General features: G+C 66.0%; 14 protein-coding genes. 10 read left to right on the top strand and 4 right to left on the bottom strand.

Annotation, left to right across the window (positions count from 1 at the left end):
* Positions 1-198 precede the first annotated feature (198 nt).
* Both GA645_RS07415 and GA645_RS07420 read left to right on the top strand, forming a co-directional pair.
* Complete coding sequence (locus tag GA645_RS07415; protein WP_152221381.1) at positions 199-1,095, top strand: NAD(P)-dependent oxidoreductase; 897 nt, start codon at positions 199-201, stop codon at positions 1,093-1,095.
* The gene (locus GA645_RS07420) at positions 1,092-1,880 is read left to right on the top strand and encodes a hydroxypyruvate isomerase family protein (RefSeq protein WP_152221383.1); all 789 of its coding nucleotides are present in this window, start codon (positions 1,092-1,094) and stop codon (positions 1,878-1,880) included. Before GA645_RS07415 ends, GA645_RS07420 begins: the two co-directional genes overlap by 4 nt.
* Here the strand turns inward: GA645_RS07420 and GA645_RS07425 are convergent.
* Positions 1,863-4,025, bottom strand: coding sequence for a bifunctional diguanylate cyclase/phosphodiesterase (locus GA645_RS07425; protein ID WP_152221385.1), 2,163 nt, complete (start codon positions 4,023-4,025; stop codon positions 1,863-1,865). The two genes, GA645_RS07420 and GA645_RS07425, sit on opposite strands and share 18 nt — an antisense overlap.
* Positions 4,026-4,327: 302 nt before the next feature.
* On the opposite strand from GA645_RS07425, the gene GA645_RS07430 reads away from it, so the two are divergent.
* Complete coding sequence (locus tag GA645_RS07430) at positions 4,328-5,986, top strand: phosphoethanolamine transferase (RefSeq protein WP_152221387.1); 1,659 nt, start codon at positions 4,328-4,330, stop codon at positions 5,984-5,986.
* A gap of 69 nt (positions 5,987-6,055) precedes the next feature.
* Here the strand turns inward: GA645_RS07430 and GA645_RS07435 are convergent, their stop codons facing one another.
* Complete coding sequence (locus tag GA645_RS07435) at positions 6,056-6,508, bottom strand: universal stress protein (RefSeq protein WP_152221389.1); 453 nt, start codon at positions 6,506-6,508, stop codon at positions 6,056-6,058.
* A 299-nt stretch (positions 6,509-6,807) separates the two neighbouring features.
* Positions 6,808-9,660: an RNA polymerase-associated protein RapA gene (gene rapA / locus GA645_RS07440; RefSeq protein ID WP_178119499.1), complete on the bottom strand. Its 2,853-nt coding sequence runs from the start codon at positions 9,658-9,660 to the stop codon at positions 6,808-6,810.
* Positions 9,661-9,883: 223 nt separating this feature from the next.
* Between rapA and GA645_RS07445 the strand changes: the two genes are divergently transcribed.
* The 7 genes from GA645_RS07445 (at position 9,884) to GA645_RS07465 (ending at position 14,558) form a co-directional block, all read left to right on the top strand.
* Positions 9,884-10,186 carry an aspartate-semialdehyde dehydrogenase gene (locus GA645_RS07445; protein WP_152221393.1) on the top strand — a complete coding sequence of 101 codons (303 nt, stop codon included), beginning with the start codon at positions 9,884-9,886 and terminating at the stop codon, positions 10,184-10,186.
* A gap of 50 nt (positions 10,187-10,236) precedes the next feature.
* A complete protein-coding gene (locus GA645_RS07450; RefSeq protein WP_152221395.1) occupies positions 10,237-10,836 on the top strand; it encodes an alpha-ketoglutarate-dependent dioxygenase AlkB in 600 nt (199 codons plus the stop codon).
* Positions 10,833-10,994 (top strand): hypothetical protein, encoded by a 162-nt coding sequence (locus GA645_RS28760; protein ID WP_178119500.1) that lies wholly within the window; start codon positions 10,833-10,835, stop codon positions 10,992-10,994. Before GA645_RS07450 ends, GA645_RS28760 begins: the two co-directional genes overlap by 4 nt.
* 216 nt (positions 10,995-11,210) lie before the next feature.
* Entirely contained in the window at positions 11,211-11,321 is a 111-nt protein-coding gene (ccoM, locus tag GA645_RS29175) for a cytochrome c oxidase subunit CcoM (protein ID WP_279381559.1), read from the top strand.
* Positions 11,322-11,502: 181 nt separating this feature from the next.
* Positions 11,503-13,491, top strand: a complete 1,989-nt coding sequence (locus GA645_RS07455; RefSeq protein ID WP_152221397.1) for an FUSC family protein — start codon at positions 11,503-11,505, stop codon at positions 13,489-13,491.
* Entirely contained in the window at positions 13,478-13,687 is a 210-nt protein-coding gene (locus tag GA645_RS07460; RefSeq protein ID WP_152221399.1) for a DUF1656 domain-containing protein, read from the top strand. The genes GA645_RS07455 and GA645_RS07460 overlap by 14 nt, the downstream gene beginning before the upstream one ends.
* Positions 13,688-13,700: 13 nt before the next feature.
* Positions 13,701-14,558: an HlyD family secretion protein gene (locus GA645_RS07465; RefSeq protein WP_152221400.1), complete on the top strand. Its 858-nt coding sequence runs from the start codon at positions 13,701-13,703 to the stop codon at positions 14,556-14,558.
* Here the strand turns inward: GA645_RS07465 and GA645_RS07470 are convergent.
* Positions 14,539-15,717 (bottom strand): MFS transporter, encoded by a 1,179-nt coding sequence (locus GA645_RS07470; protein WP_152221402.1) that lies wholly within the window; start codon positions 15,715-15,717, stop codon positions 14,539-14,541. The two genes, GA645_RS07465 and GA645_RS07470, sit on opposite strands and share 20 nt — an antisense overlap.
* Positions 15,718-15,862 lie beyond the last annotated feature (145 nt).

Raw genomic sequence — 15,862 nt, forward strand, 5'->3', positions numbered from 1 at the left:
CAGCTGATGATCTGCTGCGCGTCGGCAGAACGGCGTTGAGAATGGCCTCGGATGCTCATTTACTCTCGTAAATTCCGCTCCTCGTCCCTTCTCGCCTTGTTCTGCGCTAGCTCGCGAGATCCTCAGCAGGCTCTTTGCCTTCGCGGGGGTTAAGATGGTCGCCCCCGTGCCCGCTATTTTGCCTCACAGGAGTTACCGATGTCTGCCCTGCCTTCCATTGCCTTTGCCGGTCTGGGCCTGATGGGCGTGCCCATGTCCCGCCGCCTGCTCGCCGCCGGCTACCCGCTGAGCGTGTGGAACCGTTCTGCCGGCAAGCGCGAACTGCTCGCGGGGGAGGGCGCCCGCGCCGTGGAAACGCCGGGACAGCTGTGCGCCGAGGCCGAGGTGGTGATGCTCTGCCTGGCCGATACCGCCGCCGTACGCGAGGTGGTGTTCGGCGAGGGTGGCATCGTCGAGAATGCCCGCGCCGGCCAGGTGCTGGTGGATTTCTCCAGCCTGGAGCCCGCCGCCACCCGCGAGATGGCCGCCGAGCTGGAAGCGCGCACCGGCATGCGCTGGGTCGATGCGCCGGTCTCCGGGGGTACACCGGGGGCCGAGGCCGGCAGCCTGGCGATCATGGCCGGCGGTCGCGTCGAGGACATCGAGCGCGTACGGCCGATCCTGGCGAACCTTGGCCAGCGCCTGACGCGCATGGGGGATGTTGGCGCCGGGCAGGTGACCAAGGTGTGCAACCAGATGATCGTTGCCTGCAATGCGCTGGTGATCGCCGAGGTGGTAGCGCTGGCGGAGAAGTCCGGCGTCGATGCCAGCCTGATCGCCCCGGCCTTGGCCGGCGGCTTCGCCGATTCAAAACCCCTGCAGATCCTTGCCCCGCAGATGGCCGAAAGCAGCTTCGAACCGGTGAAGTGGCACGTGCGCACGCTGCTCAAGGACCTGGATACCGCCGTGAAGCTTTCCCGCGAGGAAGGCTCGGCCACGCCCATGAGCGGCCTTGCCGCGCAACTGATGCGCCTGCACGGCAGCCAGGGCAATCTCGAACGCGACCCGGCTACCCTGGTCGAGCAATACCGTCAGTCGAAGGAAATTTCCGCATGAAACTCTGCGCCAACCTGTCCCTGTTGTTCACCGAAGTTCCGCTGCTGCAGCGTATCGACGCTGCCGCGAAAGCCGGCTTCGATGGCGTGGAAATCCAGTTCCCCTACGACGTTCCGGCCGAGCAGTTGAAGGCCGCGCTGGATGAGGCCGGCATGCCGCTGGTGCTGATCAACCTGCCGGCCGGCGACCTGATGCAAGGCGGTCCGGGCATCGCCGCCGTGCCGGAGCGCACGGCGGAGTTCGAGGCAGCGCTGGCCCAGGCGCTGGACTATGCGCGCATCGTCAAGCCGCAGCACATCAACGTGCTGGCAGGCCGGCTGGTCGAAGGACTGGAGCGCGAGGTCGCGCTGCAGACCCTGGCCGAACGCCTGCGCGCCACGTGCGATGCCTTCGCCGGCACGGGCACCGATGTGCTGATGGAGGCCATCAACTGCCACGACATGAAGGACTTCCTGCTCAACACCCCCGAGCACCTGCAGGACATGCTGGAGCGCGTGGCGCGGGAAAACCTGCGCGCGCAACTGGACCTCTACCACATGGCGCGTATGGGCCTGGAACTGGTGGATTGCATCTATGCGCTGATGGGCCAGATCGGCCATGTGCAGTTCGCCGACTACCCCGAGCGCGGTGAGCCGGGTTCCGGCGAGATGGATTTCGAGGTGCCGCTGCAGGTGCTCGGCGACGTCGGCTATGACGGTTGGCTGGGCGCGGAGTACCGTCCCACCGGTACCACGGCCGACTCGCTGCGCTGGCTGCCGCGCTGGCGCTCAGGCCTGATTGCGTAGCAGGGCCGACTCGCTGTCTTCGTGGTAGGCGTCGAGAAACTCCACCAGCGCGGAGAAGGGCAGGGGGCGGCTGAACAGGTAACCCTGCGCCAGCTCGCAATGATTGTCGCGCAGGAAGGCCAGCTGCGAGGGTGCCTCGACGCCTTCGGCGATCACCTTCAGATGCAGCTTCTGCGCCATGGCGATGATCGCCTGGGCGATCTCGCCATCGCGTTGGGATTGCGGCACGTCGCGGATGAAGGAGCGGTCGACCTTCAAGGCGTCCAGCGGTAGCTGGCGCAGGTACGACAGCGACGAATAGCCGGTGCCGAAGTCGTCGATCGACAGGCTGACGCCCAGCTCGCGCAGGCGGTTGAGCAGCGGGATCGCCTGGTCGATATTGGCCATCACCGCGTTCTCGGTCACTTCCAGCTCCAGGTAGCGGGCCGGCAGACCGGCGTCATCCAGGGTGCGCTGCACTTCCTCCACCAGGTTCTCGCGGCCCAGGTTGCTGGCGCAGCAGTTCACCGCCACCCGCAGCTTGGCGTAACCCAGGTCGTGCAGCTGGCGCAGGTCCTGGCAGGCGCGGCGCAGCACCCAGGCATCCAGTGCGCCGATCAGGCCGTTGGCGGTGGCCAGGCCGATGAAGCGGTCCGGCGCCAGCAGGCCGTGGGTCGGGTGCTTCCAGCGCACCAGCGCTTCCAGCTGTTCCACCTCGCCGTGGTCGATGCGCAGGATCGGCTGGTAGTAGAGCACCAGTTCGTCGTCCCACAGGGCCTTGCGCAGTTCCTCTTCCAGTTGCAGGTCCTGGGTGGCCTTGGTCTTGAGGTGTGGGCTGAAGAAATGGGTGGCGTTACGGCCGTTGCCCTTGGACTGGTAGAGGGCGAGGTCGGCGTGCTTGAGCAGCTCCTCGGCCTGCTCGCCGTCGTTGGGGAACAGGCTGATACCTACGCTCAGGGTCATCACCAGGCTGCGTCCGGCTGTGGTAATCGGCTCCTTCATGCGCTGCATCAGGCGCTGGGCAAGGATGCGCGCTTCGTGATCCTCACCCAGGTCGGCGAGGATGCAGAACTCGTCGCCACCGAAGCGGGACAGCAGGTCGGAGCCACGCAGGGCGCTGCGAATGCGCCCGGAGACGATGCATAGCAGCTCGTCGCCGGCGGCGTGGCCCAGGGAATCGTTGACCCGCTTGAAGTGGTCCAGGTCCAGCAGGATCACCGCCATGCCCTGGCCCTTCTTGCGGTTGCGTTCCAGGCGGACGGCGAATTCCTCATTAAGTGCCGCGCGATTGTGCAGTCCGGTCAGGCCGTCGAAGCGCGCCAGCTGTTGCAGCGAAGCATTGGCGTGATCGAGCTGGCTGAGCAGGGTGTTGACCCGATGCAGTTCGTTCTCCTTGCTCTCCAGGCTTTCCTCGATCCAGGCGGCCCAGAGTCCGGCGAGCACCACCCCCAGGGCCAGCAGGCCGACCATCAGGCCGAGCTGGATGGCGTTGCCCTGCGAGGCGTCGACGACCGGCACCACCCAGCTGGGGAGCCGCAGGGTCAGCGCCGCCATGCCGGTGAAGTGCATGCCGGCAATGGCGCCGCCCAGCAGCAGGCTGGCGAGGATCTGATAGAGCCGCTGGCGCCCTTGCGGTTGCTGGTTGAGCACTGGAGTGAGCGTCAGCGCGGCATAGGCCACCAGGATCGCCAGCAGCACCGAAAGCGCTACCCGCGCGGGATCGTAATACTGCGATGGCGGCGTCTGGATCGCCGCCATCCCGGTATAGTGCATGCTGGCGATGCTCACACCGATGCAGCCGGCGGCCAGCAGGTGTTGCAGCGTGCTGAGCCCGGCGTGGACAAGCAGGCGCATCGCGACCACCGAGGCGCCGATGGCGATGATCAGTGACAACAGGGTCAGGCCGCTGTCGAAGTGCAGCGGCACCGCAGGGTGGAAGGCCAGCATGGCGACGAAGTGCATCGACCAGATGCCGCTGCCCAGGCAGATGCCGCCTACCCACTGCCAGCGGTGGGCGTGCTGGGGCGTCCGCAGCATTCGGCCGGCGATGTTGAGGGCGACGAAGCTGGCGACGCAGGCGATCAGGATGGACAGCAGTACCAACCCGGGATTGTGTGTGCACTCCAACAGCACCGAGTCGGACACGGCGTCCTTCTGCCATTCCATAGCCGGGGGCTCCTGATGTCGGGACGTGGTCGGGGCACGGGTCGATATCACTTTGATGTCATTCTAGGGGGCGGGTATCGCCCTGCAAGGCGCGGCAGGTCTTTCCGACGGGCTGGAGAAGTGCTGCCGACGTACGGTCGTGCCGGAGGAGGACGGTGCCTCATCTCACCCAGGTACGAGGGGGCGTTGTAGCCTGATTGATACTTTTTTGACTGACTTGCCGCTACAGTACCGCCCCCTGTCGGCCGGCCCCGGCCACTGATGTTTCCAATCCGATTATTGCTGTTCAAGGAGTGCACTCGATGGCCGAGGGCAAACGCCACTTCATCCCGCGGGTCAGTTCGACACGACTGGTCATGCTGTTTTCCCTGGCCCTGGTGCTGTTCTACAACGTCGCCACCTGGAAGGCGTTGAACAACCTGGTCCCGCTCCAGGGCGTGAAAGGCGCGGCGTTCTTCCTCTCCTTCGCGTTCTTCCTCTGGGCAGCCTTCACCCTGCTGCTGACACTGGTGTCGTTCCGGCCCTTGCTCAAGCCGGCGCTCACCCTGGTGGCGCTGGTCTCCGCCGGCGCGTCATACTTCATGAACACCTATGGCGTCGTCATCGATACGGTGATGGTGCAGAACGTCTTCGAGACCAACCCCGGCGAAGCCGCGGCCCTGTTCAGCGCGCGGATGGTCGGTTACCTGCTGGTGCTGGGCGTGCTGCCGGCACTGCTCATCTGGCTGACCCCGGTGAGCTACCGCCCGTTCTTCCGTGGCCTGCTCAACAAGGTCCTGGTGGTCATCGGTTGCGTGGCGGTGGTGGCGGTTTCCGTGGGTAGCTTCTATTCCACCTACGCGCCGGTGTTCCGCCAGGAAGACAAGGTGACCCACTTCATCAACCCGACCAACTACATCTATGCGGTGACCAAGTACGCCAAGCAGCGCCTGGGCATCAAGGAGCACCTGGTGGTGCAGCCGATCGGCGAGGATGCCGTGGCGACCCAGCGCGTGCGCGCCGATGGCAAGAAGTCGCTGATGATCTTCGTGGTCGGCGAAACCGCGCGCGCCGATCATTTCTCCCTCAACGGCTACGCCCGCGACACCAACCCGGAGCTGGCGAAGCTCGACATCATCAACTTCGCCAACGTCAGCTCCTGCGGCACCTCCACCGCCGTCTCGGTGCCCTGCATGTTCTCCAAGTTCCCCCGCGAGGACTACAGCGACAAGAAGGGCAAGACCTACCAGGGGCTGCTCGATATTCTCCAGCGAGTTGGTGTGTCGGTGCTCTGGCTGGACAACAACAGCGACTGCAAGGGCACCTGCCTGCGCGTACCGAACCGCGACATTCCCAAGAACCAGCCAGGCCCCTTCTGCGATGGCAAGAACTGCCTGGACGAAGCCCTGCTGCAGGACCTGCAGGCCTACATCGATGGTCTGAAGGACAATGCGATCATCGTCCTGCATGCCGATGGCAGCCACGGTCCGGAGTACTACGACCGTTATCCGAAGTCCCTGGAGCGCTTCAAGCCGGTGTGCCACACCAATCAGCTGGGCAGTTGCAGCACCGAGGAGCTGGTGAACGTCTACGACAACACCATCCTCTACACCGACTTCTTCCTGTCCAAGGTAGTGGAGCTGCTCAAACGCAACGAGGGCCGCTTCGACACCTCGATGCTCTACGTTTCCGACCATGGCGAATCGCTGGGTGAAAACGGCGTGTACCTGCACGCGGCGCCCTACGCCATCGCCCCCAAGGCACAGACCCATGTGCCGATGGTGATGTGGTTCGGCAACAGCGCGCTGGGTGACCTGGGTATCGATCGCGGTTGCCTGGAAACCAAGGCCAAGGCCGACGAGCTGAGCCACGACAACCTGTTCCACTCGGTACTGGGCTTGTATGAGGTGCGCACCAGCCTCTACCAGCCGGACCTGGACATCTTCCACTCCTGCCGGCGCAACATGACCGCCGCCCAGTAATCCGGAGGAGGCAAAAAGAAAGGCCCTGCGGTGTATGCCGCAGGGCCTTTGCGTTTTCAGGGACGGGAATTACTTGTCGCGCACCAGCAGCACCGGGCGGTTGCTGACGCGGATCAGGCCTTCGGCCACGCTGCCCAGCATCAGGCGGCGCACGCCACGGCGGCCGTGGGTGCCCATGACGATCACGTCGGCCTTGGAGGCGTCGGCCTCGATCTCGATGCGCTCGGCGATCTCCTCGCTGGCGCGTTCCTGGCAGACCCGCTCGAACACGGCCTTGACCGGGAAATCGGCGATCTGCTCCCTGGCCTTGGCCAGGATGTCATCGGCGGCCTTCAGGGCTGCTTCGCGCAGCGGCTCGGGGTTGTAGTACACGGCGTAGTCGGGCAGGTGCCGCAACGGGCTGTCGACGATGGTGATGACACGCAGCTCGCCGCCGCTCAGCTTGGCCAGCTTGGCCGCTTCGACCAGGGCACGGTCGGAAACCGGACTGCCGTCCACCGCTACCAGAATGCGCTCGTACATGATGTGTTCCTCAATCAGTGGGTTTGGTAAGAAAACTCTATCCCTCCGAGGGCGAGATTCCCTTGCGCAGCGTCAATGGTAGTTGGTATGTCCGAAAATGCCGGGAATAGAGCGGTGTAACGGCGTATTTCCGCAGGAAGATCCCTAGCGTCGTACCCCCCCTTGTAGGAGCGGGCCATGCCCGCGAGTCGCGCCCATGGGGCGCTCCTACAGGAGAGTGCCTGCCTTCAAGTCAGCGGCAATGAAAAAAGCCGCCACAGGTCACCCCGTGGCGGCTTCTTCATGATGCAGTGGCGGGATCAGCCGGCTACCAGCACGCGGATCGCCTCCAGGCGCAGCGAGGCCTTGTCCAGCATCGCCAGGCTGTCGTCACGCTGCTTGCGCAGCGCTTCCAGTTCGCTGTCGCGCACGCTCGGATTGACGGCCTTGAGTGCGGTCAGGCGCGCCAGTTCCTCGTCCAGGGTGGCGGTCAGCTGCTGGCGAGCCTGCCCCACACGCTCGGCGTGGCGCGGGGTGATCTTGGTCTCGGCCACGGCGAACTGCTTGGCCAGCACGTCGCGCTGGGCCTGCACGAACTTGTTGGCACTGGCGCGCGGCACGCTTTCCAGCTGGTCGTTGAGGGTTTCGAAGGACACGCGTGCGGACAGGTCATTGCCGTTGGCGTCCATCAGGCAACGCAGCGCTACCGGAGGCAGGAAGCGGCCGAGCTGCAGCTTGCGCGGCGCCACGGCTTCGCTGACGAACAGAAGCTCCAGCAGCACGGTGCCCGGCTTGAGCGCCTTGTTCTTGATCAGCGCCACCGAGGTGTTGCCCAGCGAGCCGGACAGCACCAGGTCCATGCCGCCCTGCACCATGGGGTGTTCCCAGGTGAGGAACTGCATGTCCTCGCGGGCCAGGGCCTGGGCGCGGTCATAGGTGATGGTCACGCCTTCGTCGTCGCCCAGCGGGAAGCTGGCGTCGAGCATCTTCTCGCTCGGGCGCAGGATCAGCGCGTTCTCGGAATGGTCTTCGCTGTGGATGCCGTAGGTGTCGAACAGGCGCTCCATGTAGATCGGCAGGGCGAACTGGTCGTCCTGCTCCTCGATCTCTTCCACCAGCGCCTCGCCTTCACCGGTGCCACCGGAGTTCAGTTCCAGCAGGCGGTCGCGGCCGCTGTGCATCTCGGCTTCCAGCGCCTCGCGTGCGGCCTTGCCTTCGGTGAGCAGGGCGGCGAAGGATTCGTCGTCGCCGCCGTCCAGCAGTTCCACCAGGCGCGGGCCGAAACGGTGCTGCAGGGCGTTGCCGGTGGGGCAGGTGTTGAGGAAGGCGTTCAGCGCCTGGTGATACCACTGGAACAGGCGTTCCTGCGGGCTGTTCTCCAGGTGCGGCACGTGGATCTGGATGGTGTGCTTCTGGCCGATACGGTCCAGGCGGCCGATGCGCTGCTCCAGCTGGTCCGGGTGGGCCGGCAGGTCGAACAGCACCAGATGGTGGGCGAACTGGAAGTTACGGCCTTCGCTGCCGATTTCCGAGCAGATCAGCACCTGGGCGCCGAATTCCTCATCGGCGAAGTAGGCGGCGGCGCGGTCGCGTTCGAGGATGCTCATGCCCTCGTGGAACACGGTGGCGGGGATGCCGGACTTCAGGCGCAGGGCGTCTTCCAGGTCCAGTGCGGTCTCGGCGTGGGCGCAGATCACCAGCACCTTGTACTGCTTGAGCATCTTCAGGGTGTCGATCAGCCAGTCGACGCGCGGGTCGAAGCGCCACCAGCGGGCGTTCTCGTCGCCGTCCTCGGCCTGGGCCTGGAAGCTGACTTCCGGGTACAGGTCCGGGTGCTCGCCGATCGGCAGCTCCATGTACTCGATAGGGTTGGCCAGCGCATAGGGGTGCAGCTGGCGCTCGGGGAAGCCCTGCACGGCGGCGCGGGTGTTGCGGAACAGCACGCGGCCGGTGCCGTGGCGGTCGAGCAGTTCGCGCACCAGGCGGGCGCGGGCTTCTTCATTGCCGCCCTCGACGCTGGCCAGCAGCTCGTCGCCTTCGCTGCCGAGGAAACCGTGGATGGCCTCGCGGGCACTGGGGGAGAGACGGCCGTGGTCGATCAGTTCCTGCACGGCCTCGGCAACTGGACGGTACTGGCCGCTTTCGGCGCGGAAGGCTTCCAGGTCGTGGAAGCGGTCCGGATCGAGCAGGCGCAGACGGGCGAAGTGGCTGTCCAGGCCCAACTGTTCCGGGGTCGCGGTGAGCAGCAGCACGCCAGGGATGACCTGCGACAGCTGCTCGACCAGGTTGTATTCACGGCTGGCCTGTTCCGGGTGCCAGACCAGGTGGTGGGCCTCATCGACCACCAGCAGGTCCCATTCGGCGGCGAACAGCGCGTCCTGGGCCTTCTCGTCCTCGCGCAGCCACTCCAGCGCCACCAGGGCCAGCTGGGTATCTTCGAAGGGGTTGCTGGCGTCGCTCTCGACGAAGCGCTCGCGGTCGAACAGGGCGACTTCCAGGTTGAAGCGCCGGCGCATTTCCACCAGCCACTGGTGCTGCAGGTTTTCCGGCACCAGGATCAGCACGCGGCTGGCGCGGCCGGAGAGCAGCTGGCGGTGGATCACCAGGCCCGCTTCGATGGTCTTGCCCAGGCCTACTTCGTCGGCCAGCAGGACGCGCGGTGCCATGCGGTCGGCGACTTCACGGGCGATGTGCAGCTGGTGGGCGATGGGTTGCGCGCGGGCGCCGCCCAGGCCCCAGAGGGAGGACTGCAGCAGGCGGGTGCGGTGTTCCAGGGTGTGGTAGCGCAGGCCGAACCAGGACATCGGGTCGATCTGCCCGGCGAACAAGCGGTCGCTGGCCAGGCGGAACTGGATGAAGTTCGACAGCTGGGTCTCCGGCACGGTGCGCTGGTCGTTCTGCGCGGTGAGGCCGTGGTAGATCAGCAGGCCGTCGACTTCGTCCACTTCGCGGACGGTCATCTTCCAGCCTTCGAAGTGGGTGATCTCGTCGCCCGGGGCGAAACGCACGCGGGTCAGCGGCGCGTTGCGCTCGGCATACTGGCGGGTATCACCGGTGGCCGGATAGAGCACCGTGAGCAGGCGTCCGTCGAGCGCCAGGATGGTCCCCAGCCCAAGTTCCGCTTCACTGTCGCTGATCCAGCGTTGACCGGGTTGATACTGCGCCATGGACACCTCCCAAAAAAAGCCGGCTATGGTACCGGAACGCGCGGCATTCAGCGATGGCCGATGACGGTTCCGGTCGTCCGAAAGGTCGGGCTCGCCGGGAGGAGGGCGCTGGGCGTCGAAGGCTCCTGCCGGACGTGCTGCAAATGACGAAAGTGTAGCGAGCCGGGCTCAAGTCTGTAGCGGACCCGCCGATAGCCTGACCAGAGGAGCTCCGACAGGACCTTTCCACATGCTGCTGCCCATTCCCCACAGCGTGACACCGGTCACCGCCCAGCAGGACGTGCCCAAGCCGCGACCGGATGTCGCCCCGGTGAGCCCGCCTGCGCCCAGTGCGGGCAATTCCGGTGTGGGCCTGGAGCGGCGTCCCGACGAAGAGGTGCTGGAAGAGGAGTACCAGCGCCGCCGCAAGCGCCGCCAGGCCAGCGATGGCACTCCCGAGGTCGAGGCCCTGGAAGAGTTGGAGCAGGTCGAGGAGCTGGGCGACGAGGAGGACACCCAGCGCAAGGGCCGCTGGATCGATATCGAGATCTGACGGCAGGCTCGGAGTAAGCTGGACGAACACCCGACCGCGCCGAGCCTCCCATGCTGTTCGACGATGCCCCCATCCAGTTGCCCGATGCCGAGCTGCGCCTGCTGCCCGACTGGTGCCCGCCGCCGCTGGCGGCGAGCTGGTTCGAGCAGTTGGTCGCCGAGACGCCCTGGGAGCAGCCCAGCGTGCACCTGCACGGGCGCGACTACCCGGTGCCGCGGCTGGTCAACTGGTATGGCGATCCCGAGGCCTTCTACACCTATTCCGGCCTGACCCACGTGCCGCTGCCCTGGACGCCGCTGCTGGCGGAAATCCGTTCGCGGGTGGAAGCGGCAGCCGGGCAGGGCTTCAACGGCGTACTGCTCAATTACTACCGAGACGGCCAGGACTCGATGGGCTGGCATAGCGACGACGAACCGGAGCTGGGTCGCAATCCGGTGGTGGCTTCGTTGAACCTCGGCGGTGCGCGGCGCTTCGATCTGCGCCGCAAGGGTCGCAACACAATCGAACACTCCATCGAGCTGTCCGGCGGTTCGCTGCTGGTCATGTCCGGCGCGACGCAGCATTATTGGCAGCATCAGGTCGCCAAGACGCGCCTTGCGGTCGCGCCGCGCCTGAATCTGACTTTCCGCCTGGTGCATGCCCAGCCATGAGCAACGACGACAAACTGATCGACTTCTCCGCCGAGCGCGACAAGCGCATCCACGACGTGCACGAAAAGCGCCTGCAGGACGTGCGCAAGGCCTTCGAGAGCGCGCTGCCCATGGGCAAGGCGCGCAAGAAGGGCAAGGGCAAGCCGAAGAAGCGCTGATTCAACCCGCCGCAGACTGCTCCCTTTCCCTCGCAATTGCCGCCCTGCGCGGCTTCCCGCCGCACCCGTTCCCCTCTGTAAGTTGACCTGCGTCAGTGCTCCGGCCCTCGCCGGAAAGCGCCTTGTCGACCATTGATCCAGGTCAATTTGTCCTGCCCTGCCGCCGGTAATCTGCACACATCCCCAGACGATGTAGGCAAACAGGAGGCCAGCATCATGTTCATCGACGAAGTGGTTCTCGCAGGCATCGTTACCGTTGGCCTCATGGTGGTGTTCTTCGGTGGGATCGGAATTTTCATCTGGAAGGACAGCCACAAGAAGAGCTGATCCTTACAGATACACAGAGCACGCAAGGCACTTCGGGCGACTTAGGTCGCCCGTTTTTTTTGCCTGCGCGAAAGTCGGGATGTCAATTTGTTAGCAGGCTAATAATATGTCTTGCAACGATGTTTCCATCCCTGTGGCCGACTATCTTTAAGCGATAGACCGGAGCCTTTCGAGAGACCGCGTGCGATCTACGCTACAGGCATTCCTCGCGCCGGATACGCTGGCGCTGAAGTTCGCGATCAAGACCCTCCTGGCCGGCGGTCTGGCGCTCTGGTGCGCGTTCCGTTTCGACCTCGAACAGCCGCAGTGGGCGCTGATGACGGTGTTCATCGTGTCCCAGCCGCTGTCGGGCATGGTGGTGGCGAAGGGGCTGTTCCGTCTGATCGGCACCCTGGCCGGAACCGCCATGTCGGTGGTCATCATGGCGCTGTTCGCGCAGACCCCCTGGCTGTTCCTGCTGGCCGTGTCGGTGTGGCTCGGCCTGTGTACCGCCGCTTCGACCACGTTGCGCAATCACGTTTCCTACGCCTTCGTGCTCTCGGGCTACACGGTGGCGATCATCGGCCTGCCGGCGATCAGCCATCCGCTGGATGTGTTCGACCAGGCGGTGGCGCGCTCCACGGAAATCTGCCTGGGCATCCTGTGTGCGTCGGCGGTCAGCGCGATTCTCTGGCCGCGCCGGGTCGAGGCCAACCTGGACAAGCAGGCGCGGGCCACCTGGCTTACCGGGATGCAGGCCGCGCTCAGCGAAATCGAGGCAGATGCGCGGGAGATCAAGGGCCTGCTGCAGGCGCTGGGCAAGATCGTCGAAGTGGACGTGCAGCGCGACCATGCCTGGTTCGAGGGTTATCGCGGGCGCATGCGTTCGCGGGCGCTGCGCATCCTGTCCCGCGACCTGCTCAGCCTGTTGCGCACCGCGCGCGGCGTGGCCCGCCAGCGCAGCGTGCTGGACGAGGGCGACAAGAGGCGATTGCGGCCCTGGGTCGATGAGCTTCAGGCGGTGCTGCAGGACCCCCAGGTCGACTCGATGAAGGCATTGGGCGAGCGGCTGGAGCAGGCGGGCACTGACGACACCCAATCCAATGATCTGCGTTACTGCCTGACCCGCTGTGCACTGCTGCTGCGCAAGGCGGTGGAGGCCGAGCGCACCATGCGTTCGGTAGCCTCGGGGGCGGTGGATGAGCGAGCGGCGGGCACGCTGTCCTGGCACCGCGACTGGTTGATGGCCCTGTTCTACGGGCTGCGCAGCGCCGTGGCGCTGCTCGGCATGTCGGCCTTCTGGATGGCCACAGCCTGGCCAGCCGCTACCGGCGGGATGCTGCTGGCCGCGGTGATCTGCAGCCTGTTCGCCAACCGCGACAACGCCGTCGCCATCGGCCTGGGTTTCCTGCGCGGCATCCTCTACGCGATTCCCGCCGCCGCCGTGGTTACCCAGTGGCTGCTGCCGCAGTGGAATGGCTTCCCGCTGCTGTGCATGGCGCTGGGCGTACCCCTGTTCTTCGCCTTGCTGGGCATGGCCACGCCGGTGCTGGCCGGCACCGCCACGTCCTTTGCGATCCACTTCATCACCCTGGTGGCGCCGAGCAATGTAATGCGCTACGACCTGGCGTCGCTGCTCAACTCCGCCCAGGGCGTGGTCATCGGCGTGGGTTTTGCGGTCATAGTGTTCCGCTTGCTCACCCTGCCGGCGGACTGGCTCAACCGGCGCCTGATCCAGGCCACCTGCGACGATCTCGGGCGCCTGACCCGACGGCCGATCGAAGAGGCGGAGAACTGGTTCGGCGGGCGCATGGCCGACCGCCTGATTCGCCTCGCCCGGCACTACACCCTGTTGCCGAAGGAGGAGCAGCGGCGCTGGCAGGACGGGTTGCTGGCGCTGGACCTGGGCAACGAACTGATCCACATGCGGGCCTGCCTCAATAGCGCCCACGGTGTGTTGCGCAAGGCGCGCGACCAATTCCTGGGCTCGCTTGCCAGCGTGCTGGAGCAGGGGCCGGGCAGCGGCCGCGAACAGCGCCTGGAGTCGCTCTGCGAGCCGCTGGAACAGGCCCTGGAGCGCGACGTCCACGGCGAAAACGAGCCCAATCGCCTGGCCCGCGCCGCCCTGGCGCAATTGCGCCACACTTGGCGGCAGTGGTGCCAACTGGAGGATCAGCATGGGGCTGCATGAGATTGGCTGGGGCGGCGTCTACCTCAGTCCGTTGTTCATTTACGCGGTGCTGGCCCTGGGCCTGACGGTGGTGCTGCGCCTGCTGCTGCAGGCCACGCCCTTCGGCCGCTGGATCTGGCACGAGGCGCTGTTCGATTGCGCGCTGTTCGTGCTGATCCTGTGCGGTGTTACCTGGGCGCTGAGCGCAGCCCCTTGAGAGGAGAAGTTGCATGCGCGGATTCCTTCGCGTAGCCGTCACCCTGATTCTGGTCGCTGCCGCCGTACTCGCCGGCATCTGGCTATGGCGTTACTACATGCTCTCGCCCTGGACCCGCGATGCGCGGGTGCGCGCCGACGTGGTGGTGATCGCCCCGGACGTGTCCGGCTGGGTCACCGAACTTGCAGTGCAGGACAACCAGCAGGTGAAGGCCGGCGATCTGATCATGCGCATCGACCGCGAGCGCTACGCGGCCAATCTGGAGCAGGCCAAGGCCCTGGCGGAAACCCGGCATCAGCAATATCTGCTGCGCCAGAGCGAGGCCGCGCGGCGCAATCGCCTGGGGATCGCTGCGATCAGCGCCGAAGACAAGGAAACCGCGCAGATCAACGCGGCCATCGCCAAGAGCGAATACGACGAGGCGCTGGCCCAGGTGCGCCTGGCCGAGCTGAACCTTACCCGCAGCGAGATGCGCGCCCCGCGCGACGGCCAGGTGACCAACCTGCGCCTGGCCCAGGGCAACTACACCCAGGCCGGACAGCCGGCGATGGCGCTGGTGGACCAGAAGTCCTTCTACGTCACGGCCTATTTCGAGGAAACCAAGCTGCCCGGCATTCGTGTCGGCCAGCCGGCGAAGATCGTACTGATGAGCGGTGACACGCCCATCGATGGCACCGTGGAAAGCATCAGCAGCGGCATCACCGACCGTAACGCGATCCCCGACAGCCAGTTGCTGGCCAACGTCGAACCGACCTTCAACTGGGTGCGCCTCGCCCAGCGCATCCCGGTGCGCATCCGTCTGGACAAGCTGCCCGAGGGTGTGCACCTGAGCGCGGGGATGACTGCCAGCGTTACCGTGAAGGAGCACTGAGGGGCATATCGTCCCGCTCGCGCTGCAGCCAGCAGGACAGCGCCGCGCAAACGACCGACGCCGCCACCAGGCCGATGCCGGCCCAGGGCGTCCAGGCAATGCCGGCGAGGCTGATCACCGCGCCGCCCAGCGCCGCGCCGAGGGCCACGCCCAGGTGCATGGCCGAGGTGTTCAGCGCCACCCCGGCGCTGCCGCTGGCCGGGTCGCTGGCCAACAGGTAGCTCTGCACTGCCGGCGAGATCATCCAGCTGATGGTGCTCCAGACCATCAGGGCGCAGAGCAGCATCCATGGATGCCCGAGGCTCAGCGGGATCGCCAGCATCGCCAGTGCGAACAGCACCGGCACCACGATCAGCGCACGACGGTGGCCGAGGTGGTCGCTCAGCCAGCCGCCGAGGTAGCCGCCGCCGATGGCGGCCAGGCCGATCAGCAAGAGCGTCAGTGCGATGCTCTGGCTGCCGCTGATGCCGGCGACTTGCTGGAACCAGGGCGTGATGTAGGCGAACAGTGTGAAATGACCACCCAACAGCAGGATCGACACCAGCTGCGCCAGGTTCAGCGACGGGCTGCGCAGCTGGCGCCGGTACGCCGCGCCATTGGCCGGGCTGCCGAGGGTGCGGCGGGGCAAGGCAAGGCGCAGCAGGGCGGCCAGCGGCAATGAATAGAGAGCGATGGCGGCGAAGATCCAGCGCCAGCCGAACCATTCGTTCACCAGCACGCCGGCCGGCACACCGAACACCAGCGATCCGCTGATACCCATGAAGATCAGGCCGATGGCGCGCCCGCGCTGGGCCGGCGGCGCCAGCTCCACCGCCAGCAGGCTGGCCTGCATGATCAGCAGCCCGCAACAGGCCGCCATGCCGATGCGCATGGCCAACAGGGAGACGTAGCCGGGGCTCAGGGCTGCACCGGCGTTGAAGGCAGCGAACACCAGCAGGGTGATCACCAGCAGCCGGCGGCAGTCGGCACCGCGGGTCAGCCAGCCGAGTAGCGGTGCGGCAACGGCGAAGCTCAGGGAGAACAGGCTGGTGAGCTGGCCGGCGAGGCTGAGGGAAACGCCCAGGTCATCGGCGAGCGAGGGCAGGATACCGGTGAGGATGGCCTCGGCGAGGCCGGCGGCGAAGGTGCAGAGGGATAGCAACAGCAGTCGAAGGTCCATGGCGGCTCCGATTCCCGGTGATGGGGTTTCGGGCGGAGGGCCTTCGGTTATCCCAGTTGAGTGAACTGACGGAGGGCAGGGTAGTCGAGAGGAAAACTGTATACAAGTTTCCGGGGCCGGTGGCCGGCCCCGGGATGGACTTCAG

The organism is Pseudomonas sp. SCB32, from assembly GCF_009189165.1.
GTDB lineage: Bacteria > Pseudomonadota > Gammaproteobacteria > Pseudomonadales > Pseudomonadaceae > Pseudomonas.

Coding starts and splice junctions, on each gene's coding strand:
- GA645_RS07415 (WP_152221381.1), top strand. CDS start 199: ATGTCTGCCCTGCCTTCCATTGCCTTTGCCGGTCTGGGCCTGATGGGC.
- GA645_RS07420 (WP_152221383.1), top strand. CDS start 1,092: ATGAAACTCTGCGCCAACCTGTCCCTGTTGTTCACCGAAGTTCCGCTG.
- GA645_RS07425 (WP_152221385.1), bottom strand. CDS start 4,025: ATGGAATGGCAGAAGGACGCCGTGTCCGACTCGGTGCTGTTGGAGTGC.
- GA645_RS07430 (WP_152221387.1), top strand. CDS start 4,328: ATGGCCGAGGGCAAACGCCACTTCATCCCGCGGGTCAGTTCGACACGA.
- GA645_RS07435 (WP_152221389.1), bottom strand. CDS start 6,508: ATGTACGAGCGCATTCTGGTAGCGGTGGACGGCAGTCCGGTTTCCGAC.
- GA645_RS07445 (WP_152221393.1), top strand. CDS start 9,884: ATGCTGCTGCCCATTCCCCACAGCGTGACACCGGTCACCGCCCAGCAG.
- GA645_RS07450 (WP_152221395.1), top strand. CDS start 10,237: ATGCTGTTCGACGATGCCCCCATCCAGTTGCCCGATGCCGAGCTGCGC.
- GA645_RS28760 (WP_178119500.1), top strand. CDS start 10,833: ATGAGCAACGACGACAAACTGATCGACTTCTCCGCCGAGCGCGACAAG.
- ccoM (WP_279381559.1), top strand. CDS start 11,211: ATGTTCATCGACGAAGTGGTTCTCGCAGGCATCGTTACCGTTGGCCTC.
- GA645_RS07460 (WP_152221399.1), top strand. CDS start 13,478: ATGGGGCTGCATGAGATTGGCTGGGGCGGCGTCTACCTCAGTCCGTTG.
- GA645_RS07465 (WP_152221400.1), top strand. CDS start 13,701: ATGCGCGGATTCCTTCGCGTAGCCGTCACCCTGATTCTGGTCGCTGCC.
- GA645_RS07470 (WP_152221402.1), bottom strand. CDS start 15,717: ATGGACCTTCGACTGCTGTTGCTATCCCTCTGCACCTTCGCCGCCGGC.